Origin of the sequence: Ammonifex thiophilus (genome assembly GCF_003368535.1) — a bacterium.
In the GTDB taxonomy this organism is placed as follows: domain Bacteria; phylum Bacillota; class Desulfotomaculia; order Desulfotomaculales; family Ammonificaceae; genus Ammonifex; species Ammonifex thiophilus.
Window position 1 is genome coordinate 43,539 of sequence record NZ_QSLN01000005.1, and the last position, 21,214, is coordinate 64,752.

Here is a 21,214-nt window from a genome sequence, read left to right on the forward strand (position 1 = left end):
CTGCGTTGCGGCCGGTAGTAATCGTTTTGGCGCTAGTTCTTGATCTTGTCCTGGGCGATCCTTGCTGGCTACCCCACCCGGTGCGCCTTTTCGGGCGGATTATCTCCCTTTACGAAAGGGTGCTGGTAGGTATTACCAGACGCCCTCTTATATTGTTGGGCGGGGGACTAGTGCTGGCCGTGGCTTTGCCCCTGGGGGTCTGGTGGGGGGCACGTTGGTTTCTTGATCTCGCCTATGGCTGGAACTACTGGGTGGGATTGGCGACAGAATCCTGCCTCCTGGCTACTACTGTGGCCTTGAAAGGGTTAGGGCAGGCCGCCTTGGCCGTGCGGGACCTCTTGAAGACGGGAGATTTGCCGGGAGCACGTCGGGAAGTGGGCATGATCGTGGGACGGGACGTGGACCGGCTCGACGCTTCTGGGGTGATAAGAGCGGCGGTGGAAAGCGTGGCGGAAAACACGGTAGACGCGGTGATAGCCCCGCTTTTTTACGCCTTCCTGGGTGGAGCCCCCCTGGCGCTGGCCTACAGAGCGGTCAACACCTTGGACTCGATGGTGGGCTACCGCCGGGCTCACTACCGCTACCTGGGCTGGGCCTCGGCGCGGCTGGATGATCTCTTAAACTTTCTGCCGGCGCGGTTGGCAGTCAGCCTCTTCATCTTAACCGCCTTTCTTTGGCGGGCCGACGTCCGGCGTACCTGGCAGGTGCTTTGCCGGGACGGGAGAAAACACGCCAGTCCCAATAGCGGACTGCCGGAGGCGGCCATGGCTGGGCTTCTGGGGGTAAGGCTGGGCGGGCCGTGCTTTTACGGTGGGGAGCTTCATTCCCGGCCCTACCTGGGGGAAGAGAGGGTTCCTTTGGAGGTGGAACATATTACTCAGGCGGTCAAGGCGCTTTACTGGGTGAGCTTTCAAGGTCTCCTGGTCGGCGTTATCCTCTACCTTCTCTTAGAGTTGGGTGCGAAAATGATATGTGGCGCTTTTTCCTCTGGCCCTGGCTTTTAGCCTTGCAGAACCTCACCCGCCTGCCCCTCGGAAGGGTACCGTATCAGGCCGAGGTTTTCGGCCGGGCCACCGTCTTCTTTCCCTTGGTAGGCTTGGTCATAGGGGGATTGTGGACGGCGACTTACTGTCTGCTTTCGCCCTGGTGGCCGCCGGCGGTGGTAGCGGCTGCTTTGTGCGGGCTGAACTTCTGGGTTACGGGGGGTATGCACGCCGACGGCTTCATAGACTACGTGGACGGCCTAGGGGGCCGAACCCCAGCCGAGCGGCTGGCCATCATGCGCGACAGCACCGTGGGGGCTTTTGGGGTGATGGGAGGAATTGTCTTGGGACTTTTCCGCTTCGCCCTTTTCTTTTCCTTACCTTCTCATCCTTGGAGGATTTTGCTGCTGGTGCCGGTCATAGGCCGCACCGGTATGGTGTGGGCCATACGTTTTTTCCCCTATGCTCGTCCCCAGGGGCAGGGGAAGCTTTACAAGGAGTTCACCGGTAACGCTCAGGTACTGGGAGCCTCTCTCATTGCCGGGATCATAGCCGCGCTCGTGGGCGGTTACAAAGGGGCGATGCTTCTGGGGGGAGCGGTGCTCGGGGCCCTGCTCCTGGGCCTCCTTTTCCGCAAGCAACTGGGGGGCTTGACCGGCGACACCTACGGCGCCTTAAACGAGATCCTGGAAATTGGTTCACTGGCTGCGGGTTTACTCTTATGGTAATCGGGTGGGGTTTTGGCGTGGAACACGGAGGCAATATATTCGCCGCTGCTGCTGCTTTCGGAGGCTCTCCGGAAGACTATCTGGACTTCAGCAGTAACGTAAACCCTTTGGGGCCTCCGGCCGGGGTACTGGAGAAAGTGAGCTCGGCCCTTCCCCACCTTTCCCGCTACCCCGACCCGGAATGCGGGGACTTATGTCAGGCGGTGGCGGACTACTTGGGAGTAGAAAAGGACTGGCTTTTCCCCGGCAATGGAACGGCCGAGCTCATATACCTGCTAGTTTATGCTTTGGGCTTGAGAAGGGTGCTAATAGTCGAGCCCACTTTTTCCGAGTACGCCCGAGCAGTGGAAGCTCACGGCGGCCACGTAAAACGGGTTTTCTTGTCCGCACCGGAATTCGAGCCCCGGGCGGAATTGATTCGAACCCAGCTTGACGGGATGGAGGCGCTCTTTATCTGCCACCCCAACAACCCCACGGGTAAAACTTGGCCGGCAGAGGAATTGGCCCTGCTGGCGGAAGAAACCGGTAAGCGGGGAGTGTTGCTTATAGTGGACGAGGCGTTTATCGACTTTCTTACGCCGGAGGAGATAAAGAGCTTGAGCGCTAAGAAGTTTCTGGGGCGCTTCAGGCACCTAATTTTGCTCTATTCGTTGACCAAGTTTTTCGGGCTTGCTGGACTGCGACTTGGGTTTCTGATAGCCTCTCCGGAGATCCTGGCGCGGGTGAAGAGAATAGCTCCTCCCTGGCGGGTCAATTTCCTAGCCCAGTTGGCGGGGGTAGAGGCGGTCAAGGACCGCGCCTACCAGGCACTTACCAGGGAGCTCGTTTCTAAGGAAAAGGCTTTCCTGGAGAGGGAGCTCGGCAGACTTCCGGGGTTCGAGGTGTTGCCCGGGCAGGCCAATTTCCTGCTGGTGCGGGTTGAGAGGACGGGGAAAACAGCCAAGGAATGGACGGCCTCTTTGGCCCGTCGCCGGATCCTGGTGCGCGATGCCAGTAATTTTCCTGGGCTTGACCCGTACTATATTAGGGTGGCAGTAAAAAAGAGGGAGGATAACCTGAGGCTGCTGGCTGCCCTTAAGGAGGTCTGTGAAGAATATGGGCTGTAAAATTTACCTGGTGCGGCACGGGGAGACCATCTGGAACCACGCTCTGCGCTACCAGGGGCACGCTGACATTCCCTTGAACGAGCGAGGAAAACGCCAAGCCGAAGCTTTGGCCGAGCGGTTGAAAGGGGAGGAATTCGCGGCCTTTTACGCTTCGGACCTGCAGCGGGCCCTGGACACGGCGCGTATCGTGGCACGCCCGCACGGAAAAGAGGTAATCCCCCTGGCTTCTTTGCGGGAAATAAACTTTGGGGCTTGGGAAGGACTTACCCGGGAGGAGATAAAGAAGCGTTTCCCCGAGGTGGCGGAGCGCTGGTGGCAGGCTCCTTATCACACCCGTCTCCCCGGCGGAGAGACCTTGGCCGAGGTGGCGGCTCGGGCGGTAGGGACCCTCAAAGAAATCGCCGAGCGGCATCCGGAAAGCAAGGTTCTGGTGGTATCGCACGGGGGCACCATCCGGGCGGCCATAGGCTACCTTTTGCGCATGGACTTAAACCAATACTGGCGCCTGCGCCAGGACAACGCGGCGCTCAACATCATTGAGCTTTTCGAAGAAGAGAAAGCCATCTTGATGCTTTTTAACGACACCAGCCACCTCAACGGAATTTAGGGGGAGAAAACGGTGAGGGTACCGGTAGGAACCGGTCTTTTCCTGGTCTTAGGTTATCTTCTGCTGGCCGTTCTGGTCTCCTGGCTTCTGGGGAGGGGAACGAGCTACCTTATCGGGCGGTTGGCTCGCCATGCCCGCTGGTCGTCAGCTCAGGATGTGGCCAGGGTTTCCACCTACCCGCTGATTCTGCTCTTCTTTCTCCTTTTTGCCCACATAGGGCAGAAGCTCCTGGCCCAGTCGCCGGGATACCATGATTTGAAAGTTTTTACCTATATTGACGGGATCAACTTTATCTTGATGGTGTGTTTCTTTACCTGGTGGGTGGATAGACTGTGGCGGACTTTTGTCAACTGGCACTTCCGGCGGCTGGGGGGTCCTTATGAAAAACATTTACTCCCCATTTTCCTCTATAGCGGGCGTATCTTGCTTTATTTCGTGGCTGCCGTGATTGTTCTAGGATACTTTCATCTCAACCTTTCCGGCTTGCTGGCCACGGCCGGCATAGCCTCTTTGGCGGTGGCCTTCGCCACCCAGGAGACGCTTAGCAACATGGTGGCCGGTTTTATCCTTCTGCTCGACCGTCCTTTTACGGTGGGAGATCGGATAGAGATCGTAGGCACAGGTTTGATAGGGGATGTGCTGGAGATAGGGGCGCGCAGTACTAAGATTTTGACCCTCAACCAGACAGTGGCCATCCTTTCCAACCGCGATCTGGTGTCCAGCCGGATCATCAATCACTCCCGCCCCAATGTGATGGCGCGGCTGGAGATACCCCTTGTTCTGCCTTACCAAGTGAAAGTCGAGGAGGTAAAGGTGGCCCTTATGGAGGAGCTTCAGAAGCATCCCAAAGTGCTCTCCTCCCCTCCCCCTGTCGTTTATCTAACCGATCTGGCCGAGAACCAGTTGCGCTTCTTGGTGGTCTGCCATGTGGCCAACCTGCGGGAACTCTTGAAGGTCAAAGACGAGCTTAATGTGGCCTTTAAGGAGCGCCTGGAGTCTTTGGGAGCCTTGCCCGGTGCTTCTTAAAAATAAAAAAACGGCGCGGCTAAGGCCGCGCCATCAGATTCTGCTCGGCGAACTTGATCATACGACGCACCATGTTTCCTCCGATTTTACCTCCCAGGCGCCCGCCTACGGCGCCGCAGAGGCGGGAAGGAACATCTCCCCAGTATCCTTCCCTGAGATAGCGGTCCAGTCCCAGCTCCCCTGCTACTTCGTACTTCATCCGCTCCAGGACTTCCCGGTAATTTTCCGGGGTTATAGCCGGGTGACCAAAGGTGGGATAGCCTATCTCGTTGGCTACTTCTATTTTTAAGAGTTCCAACGGGGAGGCAGCCTGCGGAACCAAAAGGGACTTCCGCCTTAGCATTCCGCACCACCTCCATCTTTATCTTTCCCACCTTTAAGACGCCTCATACGAGGATTGTTCCTTCGCTTTTGGAATTAAATAGAAAACTCAGTATGAATGTAGCTTGGTAGGTGGTAATTAGGGTGGGAAGGCCGCAAGGGTGTGGGGACCGTGCGAAGCCTCCCTGGCGGCAGGCGCACTTTTTTACAAAAGAGAGCAACTCCTCAGGATGATTTGGTTTGCCCGGCAAGAGCGAATGTGTAGCGGTTAGGTAGTAGCAATATTCAAGGTAGGAGAGTGCCAGCGGCTCTACTTCTTGTAGGAAAAGCAAGACATCCTTGCGGGGCAGGAGAGATTCTTTACCGATAAGTTTTAGGATTGCGGTACCGTAGAAAACGGTGGCCAGGCCGCTGAGATCGTTAGCGTTCAAAATAAAAGGTATCGTGCGGACTGCCGGGAGGAATCCGGGCAAAAAAGTAGCCCCCGTCTGGCGTGCGGCAACTCTCTACGTACTGAGCTATCCTTTCCGACCAAGCAGGACTCAGCATTTCCCATCCCTCTCCTGCTCAAAAGCCCGCCAGTGCTTGACCATCTGGAGGAAGAGCAAGAAGGCTATTGCTTCAAGAATTACTACGAGTATTATGACTTGGTGCGGGCTCCGGTCGTAAAGCATGCCTAGTAAGGCGCCACTAAGGAAAGCAGCTGTGCCGTAAGCGGTGTTGAAGATGCCGTACCCCAAGCCACGTCGTGCTATGGGGGTAAGGTCGGCGATGGCCGCACGCAGGGTGCTCTCATGCAGGCCCATGACTACTCCCCAGATAAGCGTCCCCGCTACCACCTGCAAGGGGTGTGTAGCTAGCACCAGAAAGGTGAGCAGCACCGTCAAGAAGGGCACGATTATCAGCGAGCGCAACCCTATCCGGTCGTAAAGTCTGCCCGCTAGAAGAGCAGCCACGGCGTCGGTAGCCATGGCACCGGCGTAAAGGAAGGGAATGGCGGCATCAGACAGGACTTCTTTAACCTTGAAGTGGTAGGCTAGAATCTGGAAGTGGAGAAAGCCGGCTACGGCCACGGCGCTGAAGGCTAAATAGTACCAGTACGCCTGGGGAAAGCGGGGAGAGTCGGTTTCTGGAGAAGAACGAGGGCTTATTTCCAGCTCTTTAGGAACGGGAAAGCTAATGCGGGCCCAGGCCAGAATGATGAGGGCTAAGAAGGCGGGTACGGCGTAAAGGGCGAAGCTTTGCCGGAAGGTCCATCCCAGAGAGAGCACGCCTGCGGCCAGAAGGGGCCCGGTGATAGCCCCTATCTGATCCATAGCTTCGTGGAAGCCGAATCCCCATCCCCTGCCGACCTGCGAGGTGGCGTAGGAGAGCATGGCATCCCTTGGCGGTGTCCTTAGCCCCTTACCTGCACGTTCGATGACCATTAAAGCAGCGGCGGTTTCCCACCTACCGGCCAGGGCCAGGCTGGGTACCGCCAGCAGGTTCACCAGGTACCCCAGTCCGGTTAACAACCAGTACCTTTCCGTTCTGTCGGCCAGATATCCTCCTATCAGGCGCAGCGCATAGCCACCGAGCTCACCCAGGCCAGCAAAAAAGCCCACGATGGCTGCACTGGCACCCAAGGAAGCCATGAAGGGGCCTATTATGCTGCGGGCTCCTTCGTAGGTGATATCGCCGAAGAGGCTCACCAGTCCCATGAAGAAGATAAAAAGCCAGGCTCGACTCATAGTAGGTCGCCCCCCTTCTTTATCCGGCTGAGCAAAGCTTGCGCTTCCTTCTTTACCTTTGGGCTGGGGTCCTCCTTGGCTAAATTCTGTAAGATAGCCGCCAATCCTGCCGGCAGGGCAGAAGTTTCAAAGCTCTTTAAGCTTTCCAAGGAAGCAAGGCGCACCAAGAAACTAGAGTCTCTAAGTGCTTCGAGCAAAATGTCTGGCCGTTCTTTCATCCTGCCTAGCGCCCTAACCACCGCGGCCCGCAAGAAGGGGTCGGGAGAATAAAACAAAGAGGCCAGTACCGGAGCGGCGGGTGAAGCCCGGGGCCCCAGCTTCCCCAAAAGCTCTATGGCCCGCAGGCGAGTCTCTGGCTCCGGATGTTGTACTGCCCAAATGAGCTTGGTAAGAAAGTCCTCGTGGTGCCCCCCTTCAAGGGGAGCACCACACTTCTCGCAGACCTTCTTCTCAGGCGGATTCTCGTGGTAGCAGCTCGGGCAGAACTTTTTAACCATTCCCGTCCTCTTCTTTTCCTTTCTCTATGAGAACGGCGCAGGGAGCGTGACGCACTATGTAAGTGGAGACGCTTCCCATGAGCAAACGCTGAAGTGGGCTCCAACCTCGGGTACCGGCGATAATGAGATCGCACTCTTGTTCCTGGGCGAAGCGGATTATGGTTTCCCCGATATGGCCGAACAGCAGGTGGATTTTAAGCTCCACACCTCTAGTCTTTGCCTGTTGTGATGCCTTTTCGAGTTTCTTACGGTAAAAATCCTGTGCCTTCCCGACCATCTCTTCCACTTCGCCCACCGTGCCTGCGTATTCGGGCAGACTTACCACGGTGAGGACGTGAAGCTCACTGCCGCAGCACCGAGCCAGCTCTATGCCGGCAGTCAGGGCTTTTTGGGAGTAAGGGGAACCGTCGAAGGCCACCAGAATTTTCTTGTACATTATCTCTCCTCCTTAGCAGGTATCGCTTTGCTCACAGCTTCTTTCTCCTTTGTCCCTTTTGGATAGAAGAAAGCCTGGGCTATTAAGGTGGGAATGACCCCGCTTAGTATCACCACGGTCACCAGTACGGAGTACTGTTGCTGGTTTATTAGGCGGTGGGTAAGCCCGTAAAGAGAGGATATGGTTCCGAAGGTGAGTCCAGTGGACATGAGGAGAGTGGTATACATTCCCTCGCGCACTTCCCAGCGGAAGAGCCTGGTTAAAGGCCATACGCCTATAAATTTGGCCGCCACTTTGACTAGGAGAAGGATTATTATCAGGGCAAGCGAACTCCAAAGGGCAGGCAAGGAGATGTAGATCCCTGCCTTAAGGAAATAGAAGGGAGTTAATAAAGCGAAGGCCGCCGCCCGCATGCGGAACAAGAGTTCCCTTTCCCTTTGGAAGAAGTCCGCCAGGCATAGCCCCAGCAAATAAGCCGGTAACACCGCTTCACTTCCGGCTTTGGTGGCCAGGCCTCCTAGTAAGAGCAGGAAAAAGAGAGTGTACTTTACTTCTGTCTGACTGATTTTCCCTCCAAATATTCGTTGAAACATGGGGGTAAGCCGCGGTAGCAGGAACAGTATGAATAAGGTGGCCAGGATAAAGAAAAGCATCCAGTAGTCGTAGTGGGCGAAAGCCACGCCCAAAGCCAGCACTGTGCCTAGGTCGGTAATGAAGCAGCCTGCCAGAATTAGTTGCCCTAATTCCGTGGCGTTAATTCCGGTCTCCACCATTACGGCATAGACGATGGCTACCGAAGTGGTGGACAGAGCGATACCGGCTATCAAGGCGGCTTGCAGGTCCCACCTGGCCAGATAGTAGCTGTAGGCGAAGGCTGCTAGGAAGGGGAACAGAAACGAAACCGTGCCCAGAGCAAGGCTCTCTTTCAAGTTCTTCTTCAGGACCGCGGGATCCACTTCTGCTCCGGCCAAAAAAGTGAGGACGATGGCCCCCAGCCCGGCTAGAAAGTTGCCCCACTCGTTGGGCTGTAAGTGCAGAAAGTTGTCGGCCAGTACCCCTACTAGAATCTCCACCATGGCTACCGAGATTCCAGTGCGGATGGAGATAATCCCGGCTACCAGCGCGAGCCCTAGCCAAACTGAAGCCACTAACCAAGTGTTCATCTTAGAAACCTCCTTTTAATGTTTACTAAAAAATACAAAAGCTCCTGGCCTTCCCTTGGAACAACTAGGGAAAACCAGGAGCCATTAGCCCTTGTCCGGGGCGGTTAAGGCGGGCTCCATCGCCTTGTAGTTTTTAAGCCGGAAACCATTATATTTTACTCCCGTCATAAGGTTCAACCACTTTTGGGCCTTAAGCTTGTGCAAGAAGCCCCCTGGTTTTTCTAAGGGCTGGATTTATTTCTACGAAAGAAGCAGAAAAAGGGAGCGAGAGGAAGTCCGAACCAGAGAAAGACCGGAAGAATGGGTAAGAACGGGAAATTCTATCCGGAATCTGGTTTGACTAGTCCTAGGACTCTTGTAATATTCTTAGCTAGAAATTGCGAATATGTGTGGTGGCAATACTCGACTAAAAACCTGTAATTCATTCCTTCAATCTTTTTCGACATGTTCCGCTACTTGCAGCGCTGGTGAAAGCAGTTTAGTTTCTAGGCGTGTGAAGGGAGGTGATAAAGTTGAAGAAGGCGTTAGTTCTAGCAATTGCGCTGTGGTCTTTGTCTTTTGCTTTTTTCGACTGGAGCTGGATGCGCCAAGTCCTTGATCGGGACATGGAAGCGATTAGTGGCAGCGTCGACGTTCGGGTGGTTGTCAACGGTCACGCGGAGGAAGCTTTTCAGGAACTTCAACCAATAGGCCCTAACCTTTTTGGAGCAGAAGCAAAGGTAGAAAAAGTAGTAGACGGCGTTTCTGCTCGTGCCAGTTCCTTTGTTCAGATCTACTTGCCTACTGCAACGGTTAAGTAATCCTTCAAGCCCTAGGCTAAAGCGAGCAACCGGGCCGTGAGGACAGGCGGAAACTTAGATGAGGAGGGGATGTAAAAATGCGTAGGCTGGGCCGAAAGGCGGTTTGCTTTTTCACCCTGTCGTTGCTAATGCTGCTCCCTGTGATTCCGGCATTCGCGGCTGAAAATCCGCTGGGCGATCTTCTTAGCTCCATCAACCAGTTGGTGGGAAGCACCAGCGTAACGGCCGATACCATGGCAACCATAAAGTTGAGTAACGGAACACAAGTGGTAGCCAAAGCGGGAACCAACCAAAATGCCAGCGGTGTTACCGGATTGCTTTCTTCGGTTACCGGTGGCAGCATGGCGGCGGGAGCCAGCGTTACCTACGGGGACTACGCTGCCAGCGCCTCGGTGAACGCCGACTGGGGCTTGGCTTCTTCGGTGCGGGCTCTCGGCGGCTTGTTGGCTTCCCTGGGTGGTGCCCTGGGCAAGTAGAAATCCAGATGGAAGGAGGTATAGAATCGTGTTCAAGAAGAGTAAGGTGCTCGCGGTGGTTGTGCTGGCCGGTCTGCTCCTGGCGCTGAATACCGGGGTGGCTCTGGCGGCAGAAAATCCTATTGGTGACCTACTCAACTCTGTAGGGCAGCTGGTAGGAGAGCACAGCATCGTTTCGGGAAGCGGGGTCTATGCCACACTGCCCAACGGTGATGCAGTCGGGGCTACGGCTACTTACTCCAATAAACAGACGGGGCTTAACGGGTTGCTGGGCGGTCTTCTGGGTGGCAGCTACGCTACCTCGGCAGAGCTCAAAGGACCCAACAACCTCTCGGCTTACGCTTACACTTCTGGTGATTACGGCCTCGCTTCCTCGGTCCGCGGGTTGGCTGCCGGGTTAAGCGGTCTCTTGAGCGGGGTTCTGGGCAGGTAAAAGTTCCTCTCGTAACGCCTGTTTCTTACGGTCCGGACTCGAGTGGCTGCGTCTTGGAAGGGACGCAGCCATTTTGTCCTTAAGAAACTCATCTCGGAGTGCGCGTAAAGTTTCTGGTAGGCACTGGGAGTGCTCTCAGCTGCTCGCCAGGTCCTTGGGGCCTAAACCTCGACGGGCAACCGGGCCACCGTTTGCCAACCCTTGAGGCACGCGATCTAAAAATCTTGTTGACAATAGGGGGGGTATGTGTTAAAACTAAATCGATTGGAATTGACCGCTTAGCGCCTGATACACAAGGTTTTTGGCGCTGGGTGGCGGTTCCAAAAATTTTTGGTCAAGTAAAAATCTTTGAGGAGGGGGGAGCGGTAAAGATGAAGGCCCTGGGGCGGCATGTGCTGGCAGAGTTCTACGGTTGCGACTTCAATGCTCTCAACGATGTCGAGCTGGTAGAAAGGGCTATGGTCGAGGCAGCGCTCGAAGCAGGAGCAGAGGTGCGGGAGTGCGTCTTCCACAAGTTCAGCCCTCAGGGGGTAAGCGGGGTAGTAGTCATTTCAGAGTCGCATTTGGCCATCCACACATGGCCGGAGTTAGGGTACGCGGCGGTTGACGTCTTTACCTGTGGAGAAAAGGTAGATCCTTGGGAAGCCTGCAATTATCTCACCAAGTGCTTTGGAGCTAAAGAGGTAGTAGCACACGAGCAGAAGCGGGGCATCATTCCCGCCTCCTATCTGCAGGCGGCCAAGGCGGTTTAAGGGAGGGATTTTTATTAGTACGCTCTTAAAGAGAAGAGCGCCTAAACTCTAAGTGGGCCTTGCGGGTAAGAAAGGAGCTCGCGAGGCCAATTTATTTTTCACGGGATTTATGCCGGCAGGAAAAGAGCTTGGGCAGGCGAATACTATTGCACAAGGGTGTAGCGAACCACCGGGGAGGAGGCGTACCTGCTGCGTTTTAAAATAGACGGGCCAGAAGAAAACCCTTCCATAAGAAAGATTTGGCCTGAGTTGGGAGAACTATTAAAAAAAATAACCAAAGCGGCAGGCTTGCGGCTGGAGGAGCTGGCCAGCGGCGATCAAGGCGAAGATTTTTATCCTTTACTTGTACTTTTTTCGGCCATCCTGTGCGGCTACCCTTTGGATAAGGTGCTTCCCTTAGCGGCAGGAGTAAAATTTCTTTTCTGGGGCAACGTATTGCACCGGCGAGCGGTTCTGGGATCGGGGAGTAAAACGAGGAGCCGACTTTTGTGGGGCGATTACTGCTACGGCGTTCTTTTTTACCTGCTGGCGGAGGAGGAATTACGGCGCTGTTTGGCTCCTTTAGCGCGGGTGGTGAAGGCTCACTGCGAAGCCCCTTTTATTCCCTCCGGGCGGGAGTTCGGGGCGGCAAGGGAGGTTCTGGCCTTGCTGGGAGGTGAGAGTTGTTGCCTCCCGGCGCTGCTGGCGGGGAAAAAGCGGTGGGAGAAAGAACTTTATGGCTTCGGGTTTGCCTTCGGTCAGGCTCACGCTCTCCTGCTCTCTAAAGGCATGACGGCGGAAGCGGAAAGGGTTCTGTCTGAGGCAAGAAGTTATCTACTTTCCTTGCCCGGGGGCGAGGGGAGAGAGGGACTTGAACGCCTTGTGGAATCTTTACTGCTTATCCCTGCTCAGAGCAAGGAGTGTTCGGAAGCCCGATGACTAGCCTAACGGAAGAGCATAAGCGCAAGGAAGCTTTCATTCGCAACCTCTTCGCTCAGATTGCCCACCGCTACGATCTTTTGAATACCCTCTTGAGTTTCAATCGTGACAAGGCATGGCGGCGTTTTGCCGTTAAGCAATGCCGCCTGCGTCCGGGAGGAGTTGGGCTTGACGTCTGCACCGGGACGGCCATGCTGGCCCTGGAGCAGGCCAGGGTAGTGGGATCTGAGGGGAAGGTTGTCGGACTTGACTTTTGTCCGGAAATGCTGGCGGTTGCCAGGAAAAATCTAGAACGAAGCCCTTACGGCCACATAGTGGAGCTGGTGGAAGGGGACGCCATGTCCCTTCCTTTTCCGGACAACACTTTCGACTGCGCTACCATAGGCTTTGCTCTCCGCAATGTGCCCGATTTCCGGCAGGTACTCCGGGAAATGATAAGGGTGGTCAAGCCTGGCGGCAGAGTGGTATCGCTGGAGCTGGCCAAGCCTAGGTGGCCCATCTTCAAGCAGATTTACTATCTTTATTTCGATCGTCTGGTACCCTTGCTGGGCAGGCTGGGGGTAGGGGTGGAAGGCCCTTACAGTTATCTGCCGGCCTCCCTAAAAACCTTTCCCCACCAAGAGGATCTGAAGCGCATTTTTGAAGAACTCGGTCTGGTAGAAGTGAGCTTCTTCGAGCTCACTGGGGGAGTAGTGGCCGTGCACGCTGGAACTAAGCCGTCAAGGTGGGGGGAGTAAAGGTTGGCTTTTAAAGACTTGCGCGATTACCTTGAAGCCCTGGATAAGCGGGGAGAACTCAAGCGGATAAGGGTCGAGGTATCTCCAGACCTGGAAATCACCGAGATCACCGACCGGATGGTCAAGGCGGGGGGGCCGACCCTTTTCTTTGAGCGGGTAAAAGGCCACCAGATACCGGTGGTTACCAACCTTTTCGGTACTTGGGAGCGGACCAAGTTCGCCCTCAATTCCCCGGATATCGATGCTCGGGGAGAGGAGCTGGCCAGTCTTCTGCAGCCGGATCTACCAACCACGCTGTGGGACAAGCTAAAAAGCCTTCCCAAGCTGGCGGAAATATCTTCCTGGGCTCCCCGGCTGGTGCGTCGCGCCCCTTGCCAGGAAGTGGTGGTGGAAAATCCCGATTTAACCTGGCTTCCGGCGCTTAAGTGCTGGCCCAAAGACGGAGGGCGTTTTATCACTCTACCCCTGGTCATAACCAAAGATCCCGAAACCGGCAAGCGCAATATGGGCATGTATCGCATGCAGATTTTCGACGCCACCACTACAGGGATGCACTGGCATCGCCATAAGGACGCGGCAGAACACTACCGCAAGGCGGAGGCCAGAGGGGAGAGGCTGCCTGTAGCAGTAGCGCTGGGAACTGATCCGGCTACCATTTACGCGGCTACGGCTCCTCTACCCTTCGGGATGGACGAATTTTTACTGGCGGGTTTTCTGCGCCGGGAACCGGTGGAATTGGTGCGCTGTGTCACGCAAGATCTAGAAGTCCCAGCCAACGCTGAGATCGTGCTGGAAGGCTATGTAGAACCGGGGGAGAGAAGGCTGGAGGGCCCTTTTGGTGATCACACGGGCTTTTACTCGCCGGCGGATTACTATCCGGTCTTCCATGTAACCTGTATAACTCACCGGCGCAACCCTATATATCCGGCTACTATAGTGGGAAAGCCTATTATGGAAGATGCTTTTCTGGCCAAGGCTACCGAGCGCCTTTTCCTTCCTCTTTTGCGCTTGCAGCTGCCCGAGATAGTCGACATGTGTCTCCCGGTGGAGGGTGTGGTGCATAACTGTCTCGTCGTTTCCATCCGCAAGCGCTACCCTGGGCAGGCCAAGAAAGTGATGCACGCCCTCTGGGGCTTGGGGCAGATAGCTTTCACCAAGCTCATCGTGGTGGTGGACGAGGAGGTTAACGTGCATGATCCGCGGGAGGTGTGGTGGCGGGTCTTCAGCAACGTGGATCCCCGGCGGGATCTCCTGCTTTCCGAGGGGCCGCTTGACGAACTGGACCACAGCTCTCCGCGCCCGGCCTACGGCGCGAAGCTGGGCATAGATGCCACCCGCAAAGGACCGGAGGAAGGGCATCCTCGCCCCTGGCCGGAGGAGATCGCCATGAGCCCGGAGATAAAAGCTCTGGTCGACAGGAAGTGGAAAGAGTATGGTTTCTAGGGCTTGGCGCAAACTGGTCATTTTTCTCGAGATGATAAAGTTCGAGCACACCCTCTTTGCTCTTCCTTTTGCCTACCTAAGTACTCTGCTGGTTTACCGGGGGTTACCGCCGGCTGCTCCCCTTTTCTGGCTCACCCTGGCCATGGTAGGAGCGCGGACAGCGGCCATGGCTTTGAACCGGTTAATCGATCGGGAAATAGACGCCAAGAACCCCCGCACTGCCAACCGCGCTCTGCCGCGGGGACTCATCTCTGCTACCGAAGTCTGGTTTTACGTCTTCCTTTCTTTCGGCCTCCTTTACTGGGCGGTCAGGCACTTAAGCCCTCTGGCGATGAAGCTCTTCCTCCCTCTGGTGCTCATCCTCTGGTTCTATTCCTACACCAAGCGCTTCACCTGGGCCTGCCACTTCTATCTGGGCTTCACCTTGGGCCTGGTTCCTTCGGCGGTGTGGATCGCCCTCACCAATGGCTTGAGCCTTCCCCCGGTGATCCTGGGGGCCGGGATTCTCTTCTGGGTGGCGGGTTTCGATATCGTTTACGCCTGCCTGGATTATGACTTCGACCGGCGCGAAGGCATTTACTCCCTGCCGGCCCGCTTTGGGATAGGTCCTGCGCTGTGGGTGGCCCGCTTCTGTCATGTGCTGGCAGCCCTGTTCTTCATTCTGACCGGGGTGGTCATGCACCTGGGGCTCTGGTATTTTATCGGGGTGGCGGTGGCGGGTCTTTTGCTCTTCTACGAGCATCGGCTAGTCAACCCGGAAGATTTGTCTTTAGTGGGTCTGGCCTTTTTCAATCTCAACGGCACGCTCAGCGTGGTTATGTTCTTCTTCACCCTTCTCGACGTACTTCTGGCCAAAGGGGTTGGAGTCTGGTGAAACTTAACCAGGGACTGGAAGATATAGCGGAGAAGATTCGCAAAGGAGAGAGGCTTGACTTTGAGGACGGGGTGAGGCTCTTCAACTCTACCGACCTCTTGGGAATAGGCTTGCTGGCTCAGGAGGTCAAGAGGCGGCGGCATGGACGGAAAGTTTTCTTCGCCGTCAACTGCCACGTGAACCATACCAACGTCTGCGTGGGTAGTTGCCGCTTTTGTGCCTTCAGGCGCAGGCCCGGGGATGCCGAAGCCTACACCCTCAAGCCGGAGGAAGTGATAAAAAGGGTGCGGGCGGTAGCTCTGTGGGGCCTTCGCGAGATCCATCTGGTGGGCGGGCTTAACCCGGATTTAAGCCTTGACTACTTCCGGAAGATCTTGAGGGGTATAAAGGAGAGGGTTCGGGGGGTCACGATCAAGGGCTTGACGGCGGTAGAGATCGATTTTCTGGCTCGCCAAGAGGGGCTCACGGTCCGGGAAGTGCTGCAGGAGCTCAAGGCGGCCGGGCTCGACGCCCTTCCTGGTGGTGGGGCGGAGATCTTTGCCCCGGCGGTGCGCCAGCGCCTTTGCCCGGCCAAGATAAGTGGGGAGCGCTGGCTAGAGATCCACGCCGAGGCGCACGCTTTAGGCATTCCTACTAACGCCACCATGCTTTACGGGCACTTGGAGTCTTATGAAGACCGGGTGGATCACCTTCTGCGCCTGCGAGAACTGCAGGACCGTACCGGGGGCTTTCAGGCTTTCATTCCCCTGCCCTTTCTTCCTCAGAACAATCCGCTGGCGGCTGAGGAGGGGGTCAAAGGCACCACCGGTTTCGACGATCTGAAAACCATAGCTATAAGCCGCCTGCTTTTGGACAATTTCCCGCATATCAAGGTTTACTGGGTGATGGTGGGGACCAAGCTTTCCCAGGTGGCGCTTAACTTTGGAGCCGACGACATAGAAGGAACCGTGCTGGAGGAGAGGATAGCTCACAGTGCAGGGGCGGAGAGCCCCCAGGTGCTTACCCGGCGGGAGCTGGAGGATCTCATCATGGCGGCGGGGGGAGTGCCGGTAGAGCGCGATGCCCTGTACCGCGTGGTGAGGGAAGGAGTTTGAGCCGGGAAGGAGTTCGCCTTCTCACCCTTGCTTTCGGTCCTCACCGGGTAGAGGCTTTGCCTTTGCTGGAAAAGGAGCTTCGTGCCCATAAAATAGCAGTTTTAGAAGAACCACCCCACCCGGACTTTGCGCACATGCTACGAGGAGAGATCGGTCTCCGAACCTACCTGAGGCGCGGTAATTTCGGCTTCCCCCGCTTCGCCTTACGAGCTTGTCGCCTTTACCAGAAGCTTTTTCGAACTGTGGGCACTTCCTTTTACCAGGTGGAGCCCTACCTGGAGATAGTCGGGCGACTGTCGGAGGGAAAAAGTCCCGCCACAGAGCTGGAGCATAAAGTCTGGAAGTGCGAGCACGAGGCCACCGGGGCCCTCCTAGCTTACTATCAATCGGTAGCTGAGGGAAATTTTACCTCTGTGGTGGAGGCGGTCAAAGATTTCGCCCGTGCGGACGCCCTGCGCCTACGTCTGCGGGCTGAGCTTCGGGCCGAGGCCATAAAGGCCTTGCTGGACCGAACGGAAGGTTCCGTTTGCGTGGAGGCGGGCTACATCCACCTGCTGCTTATAAAACTTCTGCGTGACCGCATAAAACCCCGGGTAAAGTTACAGGTGTTATATCTGCTGCGGGATCCCATGCGCACCTTTGGCTTGCGCTGGCGCCAGCATCTGGGGCCTGGCGATGTGCTCACTCTGCGCTATGTCTTTGGCTTGCGCCCCTCACTTTTCGACAGCCTACTAGCGGCCAGGAGCCTGGTCTACGTGGCTTTGCTGCCCAAGGAGGAGCTCCTACCCAGTCAGGAAGATCCCTATCCCCACCTACGCCGGGAACTGGAACTGCAGCGTCTGGTCAAGCGGCTAAGTTACCGGGAGTGCGCTGCCTGGTATTATCGCCTGGCAAAACGCCCACCTTTTTGAAGAGGTCAATTTTCCCTAAGCAAAGTTAAGCAAACATGTGTTTTGCTTAACCCGCTGTTTTGCTTAACCCGCCTAGGTACTCATTGTACAGGTTCATCGGCCCTTTCTGGCCTCTCCGACGGCTACCTCCGTCACCGTCTGGCCAACCCGGCATCCCCTCACGGGGAAGGCCCGCATCTCCCCGGTCTCGGGCCCACGGCTGCCGGGCCGCTTCCCGGCGTTTTCCGTCCCTCAGGCGGGTCCCACGTCCGTGGGCTGCAGGGAAATCCCCGCAGGCGGTACCTACCTTCGGGCACATACCGGGAGGGGGAGTTACCCCGCCTACCCGCCGCCCCTTTGCCCCCACCCCACGGTGTTGCCGGACTCCCGAGCAGCCCCGGCAGGGAAGAACGGCAGGCTTAAGGGGAGAGAGTTTCAGCCCGCCCCGGCAAAGATGTGTTCTAACCAGGCGGAAGGGGTAAAGGCTCCGGTATTGAAATAGCGGAAAACCTTCTTCCGGGCTGCTTTGAACACGCCGAAGAGCCTCCCCCAGAGCTTCCTGTGCGTCCATCCTTCCACCGGCGGACGCCCGAGAAGCTTCTGGATGAGGGGCTTCGGCACTTTTTCTTTAAAGCCCAGCGCCCGGCGCGCTATGACCAGTGCCGCCGCCTGGTGAGCGTTAAGTCCGTAAGTCTCAGAGTACTTGAAGAAGCCTGTGAGCGAGGTGAAGTGGGCGGGCACGGTGAACATCGCGATGCCGCGCTTCCTTAAAGCCACGACGATGCGGTTGAAGAGCAATCTCACGCAGAAGTTGTGCGTGATCCGGTTGAACGCTCTGTTGGTGCCGTGATCCTGGGCGAAGGAAAGCTCCTCCAGGGCAACCTGCCTCACGCCCGAAGATTCTAACCAGTCGGCCACCTCTCTGGCCAGGTTGCCCGCGATCCACTCCCGCTTCTCACGTAAAGCGTGGACCAGGTCGTGGCACCAGAAGAGCCGGGAAACCTTGAAGTTCCCGTCCGGCAGGGCCACCGTCACGGCCACCACTTCAGGGTTCAGGTCTACTCCGGCCATGGGAGAAGTCTTATCCACTTCCGCAGTATCGTCTAGGGAAAAGGAAATGAGGCAGTCGAACCTGCCCGCCTTCCGCACCACTCGGACGGTGTAGGCCCTCCCCTCGACCAGGCACTTCAGGAGCAGGGGCCTGTACCTCGCGGGGACTTTCAGGGGCACGGAGACCCAGTCTTCACCCCGCCTCAGCCTGCCGCTCTTGTCCCCTGGCTCCGGCGGTATGTAGACGTTGAGCCGGAAGGAGCCTGTCGTCCCATCGTAGACGATTTCCGTGTTGGCGTTGCCGTGCTGGCCCGTCATACCCTTCTGGTTGGCCTGGCCCACGGAGTAGAAGGCGTTGGACCTCAGCTCCCGCCACTCCTCTTTAGAGAGCTTTCCCTCCTGGAGGAGCAGCAGGTTTTTCTTGCCGCCGAAGACGGCAGGAGGTACCTCGTCCCGCTCCAGGAAACCCCTTCCAGTACTCCAGTTTTGCGCATAACTTGTTGACGCGGGCCAGTATCCCCTGACGGTGAAGCTTGTTTCTGGTGCGCTTAAGCTTCTCCGCGGACTTCTCTATCTTGGCTTCCAGATCCGAGATGTGCAGCTTGACCTGCTCTTTTTGACTTTCGATAGTGGCCTTTGCGTCCTCCACGGCCCACTGGCACCATCTGGCGTTGGGGAAGAACTTCCGGTAGAGGTCCTTGACGATTTCTCCCGGTCCCTTTCCCCGTCTCAGCGCCTGGTAGGCCGTGCGCTTGGCCGCCTGGAACCGACGCATGAAGGACACGAGCTTCTCTTCTGCCGTTTCATCCGGGTATATCCTGCCAGGTACGGTTATCATGTCGGCGGGTTTCCTGGTCTTGAACTTCAAGACTCTCACCTGAAGGCCAAAGTTTCTCCTGACGAGGTTGATTCTACCGTGATATGGTAGAGAGCGCAACTGTTGAAGAAGATAAAGGATGCTCAGAATTGTTTAGGAAAAACGGTGACTGTTGAAAGGACGCCGGCTCCGCTTCTTGCCTTATAAACTCTACTTGGAGTTCTTCTACCGCTGGTCCGGTCCGGTTTACCCTCCTTTCCAGTGCCTAAGGAAAAGAGACGCGGTCTCTAAGCCTCGGTCCGCGAGCTTGAGGCAAAATAAGGTTGAGGGATCTGGAGCAGGACTAGAGGTTAAAGGGATAGAAGTCTTAATTGCCTTCGGTTGCGTTCGGAGAAGAGGGGAGGTTTTTAGTTTTGCTACGTCTGGGATGGGTCGATTATCTGAACTGCCTGCCCATATATTACCCATTGGAGCGCGGGGAAATTAAGCCCCCCTTTCCGCTGGAGTTGGTTAAAGGGGTGCCCACAGAGCTCAACCGTCTTTACCTGGCGGGCGAGCTTCAGGCCACACCCCTTTCTTCCATAGAGTACGCCCGTCAACCGGAGGTTTCGTACATCTTGCCGGGCCCGGTGATAGCGGCGGACGGGCGGGTGGGCAGCATCCTCCTTTTTAGCCGCCTTCCTGTGACGGAGCTGGAAGGGGCTAAGGTGGCCCTGACCAGCGCCTCGGCCACTTCGGTGGCCCTTCTTAAGATTCTCCTGACCTTTTATTACCATGTAGAACCAGAATACTGGGTCTGTCCCCCGGTTTTGGAGGATATGCTCCAAGCGGCCGAGGCGGCTCTGCTCATCGGTGACGATGCTTTAAGAGCCCACGAAGAGGTGAAGTGCAAGGGAGAAAAGCTTTACGTGCTGGATCTGGGGGGAGCCTGGAAAGAGTTCACGGGAGAAAAGATGGTCTTTGCCCTCTTTACCGTGCGGGCCGATTTTGCGGAAAGAGACCCGGAGAGAACCACCAGCCTTGCCCGGCTGCTCCTCGAAGCTAAAGACTGGGGGCTTCGGCACTTGCAGAAAGTGAAAGAAGCGGCGCAGGCGAGCACCGGGCTTTCTCCGGAGGTAATCGAGGACTACTTTACCCTCCTGCGCTATGAGTGGGACGAGGCCTGCCGGCGCTCTCTCCTGCTTTTTTACGATTACGCCTACAAGTTGGGCTTGGTAGAAGAACGCGTGAAAAGCTTACGCGTCTGGGGGGAAGGGTTTGGAACACCTTGAGAAACTCTTGGGAGAAGTAGTGGAGGGCAGGCGGCTGACGGTAAAGGAGGCGCTTTATCTTTACCGGGAGGCCGATCTTTTGCTTCTGGGCAAGGCGGCCTCCGCGGTAAGGGATCGCCTACATCCCGAGAGAATAGTCACTTTTGTGGTGGACCGGAACATCAACTACACCAATATCTGCTATTGCTCCTGCCTTTTCTGCGCTTTCCACCGCCGGCCAGAAGATCCGGATGCTTACGTGCTCTCACGAGAGGAAGTGCTGGCCAAGGTAGAAGAGTTGGTGGAGCAAGGGGGAACCCAGGTCCTGCTGCAAGGAGGACTTCATCCTGACTTGGGGCTTGACTATTTCGAGGAGCTCTTCCGGGCAATAAAGGCCCGTTATCCCGTGCACCTGCACGCCCTCTCTCCTCCCGAGATCATTCACTTGGCCCGCAAAGAAAAGTTGACGGTGCGGGAAGTACTGGAAAGATTGAAGGCGGCGGGGCTAGATTCTATTCCCGGAGGCGGGGCGGAGATTTTGGTGAACCGAGTCCGGCGTCTCATCTCCCCCCGCAAGATCACCTGGCAGGAGTGGATGGTGGTGATGATCACCGCCTTTGAGCTCGGCCTTTTCGGCAGTGCCACCATGATGTTCGGCACGGTGGAGACGGTGGAGGAGCGGATTGAGCATCTCAACCGCCTGCGCGAGGTACAGGATCGAACGCGGGGCTTCACCGCCTTCATTCCCTGGACCTACCAGCCTTATAACACCGCCTTAGGAGGCAACCCGGTACCGACGGTGGAGTATCTGCGTCTCCTGGCCCTCTCGCGCCTTTTCTTAGACAACATTCCCAACATTCAAGCCTCCTGGGTGACCCAGGGAACCAAAGTGGGGCAGGTGGCGCTGGCTTTCGGGGCTAACGATTTCGGTGGTACCATGATGGAGGAGAATGTGGTGCGGGCTGCCGGTGCCGCCTACCGAACCAACCGGGAAGAGGTAATAAGGCTCATCAAAGATGCCGGCTTCATCCCGGCGCAGCGCACCACCGACTACCGGATAATCCGCTTTTTCTGAAAGGGCGG

General features: G+C 56.5%; 22 protein-coding genes, 1 pseudogene and 1 riboswitch. Of the genes and pseudogenes, 17 read left to right on the forward strand and 6 right to left on the reverse strand.

Translation table 11 applies throughout. The features are described from left to right. Positions 1-5: 5 nt before the first annotated feature. From cbiB to DXX99_RS05370, 5 genes are read left to right on the forward strand one after another with little or no spacing between them, the layout of a single operon-like run. Positions 6-1,004, forward strand: a complete 999-nt coding sequence (gene cbiB / locus DXX99_RS05350) for an adenosylcobinamide-phosphate synthase CbiB (protein ID WP_115792477.1) — start codon at positions 6-8, stop codon at positions 1,002-1,004. Then, entirely contained in the window at positions 971-1,711 is a 741-nt protein-coding gene (cobS, locus tag DXX99_RS05355; protein ID WP_115792478.1) for an adenosylcobinamide-GDP ribazoletransferase, read from the forward strand. The genes cbiB and cobS overlap by 34 nt, the downstream gene beginning before the upstream one ends. Further along, on the forward strand, positions 1,705-2,817 hold the full coding sequence (gene cobD, locus DXX99_RS05360; protein WP_115792479.1) for a threonine-phosphate decarboxylase CobD: 1,113 nt from the start codon (positions 1,705-1,707) through the stop codon (positions 2,815-2,817). The genes cobS and cobD overlap by 7 nt, the downstream gene beginning before the upstream one ends. Continuing rightward, positions 2,807-3,424, forward strand: a complete 618-nt coding sequence (gene cobC, locus DXX99_RS05365; RefSeq protein WP_115792480.1) for an alpha-ribazole phosphatase — start codon at positions 2,807-2,809, stop codon at positions 3,422-3,424. Before cobD ends, cobC begins: the two co-directional genes overlap by 11 nt. A gap of 12 nt (positions 3,425-3,436) precedes the next feature. After that, positions 3,437-4,450: a mechanosensitive ion channel family protein gene (locus DXX99_RS05370; protein ID WP_115792481.1), complete on the forward strand. Its 1,014-nt coding sequence runs from the start codon at positions 3,437-3,439 to the stop codon at positions 4,448-4,450. A 19-nt stretch (positions 4,451-4,469) separates the two neighbouring features. Here DXX99_RS05370 and DXX99_RS05375 read toward each other — a convergent pair whose 3' ends face one another. The 5 genes from DXX99_RS05375 to DXX99_RS05400 all read right to left on the reverse strand — a co-directional run bounded on the left by DXX99_RS05375 (position 4,470) and on the right by DXX99_RS05400 (position 8,597). Then, a complete protein-coding gene (locus DXX99_RS05375) occupies positions 4,470-4,793 on the reverse strand; it encodes an alpha/beta-type small acid-soluble spore protein (RefSeq protein ID WP_115792482.1) in 324 nt (107 codons plus the stop codon). Positions 4,794-5,313: 520 nt separating this feature from the next. Beyond that, positions 5,314-6,501: an MFS transporter gene (locus tag DXX99_RS05385; protein ID WP_115792484.1), complete on the reverse strand. Its 1,188-nt coding sequence runs from the start codon at positions 6,499-6,501 to the stop codon at positions 5,314-5,316. Then, entirely contained in the window at positions 6,498-6,998 is a 501-nt protein-coding gene (locus DXX99_RS05390) for a HEAT repeat domain-containing protein (RefSeq protein WP_115792485.1), read from the reverse strand. Before DXX99_RS05390 ends, DXX99_RS05385 begins: the two co-directional genes overlap by 4 nt. Next, a complete protein-coding gene (locus DXX99_RS05395) occupies positions 6,991-7,434 on the reverse strand; it encodes a universal stress protein (protein ID WP_115792486.1) in 444 nt (147 codons plus the stop codon). Before DXX99_RS05395 ends, DXX99_RS05390 begins: the two co-directional genes overlap by 8 nt. Beyond that, positions 7,434-8,597: a cation:proton antiporter gene (locus DXX99_RS05400; protein WP_115792487.1), complete on the reverse strand. Its 1,164-nt coding sequence runs from the start codon at positions 8,595-8,597 to the stop codon at positions 7,434-7,436. Before DXX99_RS05400 ends, DXX99_RS05395 begins: the two co-directional genes overlap by 1 nt. A gap of 68 nt (positions 8,598-8,665) precedes the next feature. Next, positions 8,666-8,730: riboswitch (Fluoride riboswitch) on the reverse strand. A gap of 379 nt (positions 8,731-9,109) precedes the next feature. On the opposite strand from DXX99_RS05400, the gene DXX99_RS05405 reads away from it, so the two are divergent. The 10 genes from DXX99_RS05405 to DXX99_RS05450 all read left to right on the forward strand — a co-directional run bounded on the left by DXX99_RS05405 (position 9,110) and on the right by DXX99_RS05450 (position 17,035). Continuing rightward, complete coding sequence (locus tag DXX99_RS05405; protein ID WP_115792488.1) at positions 9,110-9,397, forward strand: hypothetical protein; 288 nt, start codon at positions 9,110-9,112, stop codon at positions 9,395-9,397. Between the two features lie 77 nt (positions 9,398-9,474). Beyond that, positions 9,475-9,873: a hypothetical protein gene (locus tag DXX99_RS05410; RefSeq protein WP_115792489.1), complete on the forward strand. Its 399-nt coding sequence runs from the start codon at positions 9,475-9,477 to the stop codon at positions 9,871-9,873. A gap of 28 nt (positions 9,874-9,901) precedes the next feature. Further along, positions 9,902-10,306 carry a hypothetical protein gene (locus tag DXX99_RS05415; RefSeq protein ID WP_205664643.1) on the forward strand — a complete coding sequence of 135 codons (405 nt, stop codon included), beginning with the start codon at positions 9,902-9,904 and terminating at the stop codon, positions 10,304-10,306. Between the two features lie 371 nt (positions 10,307-10,677). Continuing rightward, the gene (gene speD / locus DXX99_RS05420) at positions 10,678-11,058 is read left to right on the forward strand and encodes an adenosylmethionine decarboxylase (RefSeq protein WP_115792490.1); all 381 of its coding nucleotides are present in this window, start codon (positions 10,678-10,680) and stop codon (positions 11,056-11,058) included. 288 nt (positions 11,059-11,346) lie between these two features. Beyond that, positions 11,347-11,976, forward strand: coding sequence for a hypothetical protein (locus DXX99_RS05425; RefSeq protein ID WP_134642955.1), 630 nt, complete (start codon positions 11,347-11,349; stop codon positions 11,974-11,976). Beyond that, positions 11,973-12,713, forward strand: coding sequence for a demethylmenaquinone methyltransferase (locus DXX99_RS05430; RefSeq protein WP_115792492.1), 741 nt, complete (start codon positions 11,973-11,975; stop codon positions 12,711-12,713). The genes DXX99_RS05425 and DXX99_RS05430 overlap by 4 nt, the downstream gene beginning before the upstream one ends. A gap of 3 nt (positions 12,714-12,716) precedes the next feature. Further along, a complete protein-coding gene (locus DXX99_RS05435; protein ID WP_115792493.1) occupies positions 12,717-14,156 on the forward strand; it encodes a menaquinone biosynthesis decarboxylase in 1,440 nt (479 codons plus the stop codon). Continuing rightward, the gene (locus tag DXX99_RS05440; RefSeq protein WP_115792494.1) at positions 14,146-15,030 is read left to right on the forward strand and encodes a UbiA-like polyprenyltransferase; all 885 of its coding nucleotides are present in this window, start codon (positions 14,146-14,148) and stop codon (positions 15,028-15,030) included. Before DXX99_RS05435 ends, DXX99_RS05440 begins: the two co-directional genes overlap by 11 nt. Then, complete coding sequence (gene mqnE / locus DXX99_RS05445; protein WP_240610826.1) at positions 15,027-16,124, forward strand: aminofutalosine synthase MqnE; 1,098 nt, start codon at positions 15,027-15,029, stop codon at positions 16,122-16,124. The genes DXX99_RS05440 and mqnE overlap by 4 nt, the downstream gene beginning before the upstream one ends. Continuing rightward, positions 16,121-17,035 (forward strand): hypothetical protein, encoded by a 915-nt coding sequence (locus DXX99_RS05450; protein WP_115792495.1) that lies wholly within the window; start codon positions 16,121-16,123, stop codon positions 17,033-17,035. Before mqnE ends, DXX99_RS05450 begins: the two co-directional genes overlap by 4 nt. A gap of 414 nt (positions 17,036-17,449) precedes the next feature. Here DXX99_RS05450 and DXX99_RS12045 read toward each other — a convergent pair. After that, positions 17,450-18,932 (reverse strand): annotated as a pseudogene (locus DXX99_RS12045) (transposase). Positions 18,933-19,294: 362 nt separating this feature from the next. Between DXX99_RS12045 and DXX99_RS05460 the strand changes: the two are divergent. Then, entirely contained in the window at positions 19,295-20,152 is an 858-nt protein-coding gene (locus DXX99_RS05460; protein WP_115792496.1) for a menaquinone biosynthetic enzyme MqnA/MqnD family protein, read from the forward strand. Continuing rightward, positions 20,139-21,206 carry a cyclic dehypoxanthinyl futalosine synthase gene (mqnC, locus tag DXX99_RS05465; protein WP_115792497.1) on the forward strand — a complete coding sequence of 356 codons (1,068 nt, stop codon included), beginning with the start codon at positions 20,139-20,141 and terminating at the stop codon, positions 21,204-21,206. Before DXX99_RS05460 ends, mqnC begins: the two co-directional genes overlap by 14 nt. Positions 21,207-21,214 lie beyond the last annotated feature (8 nt).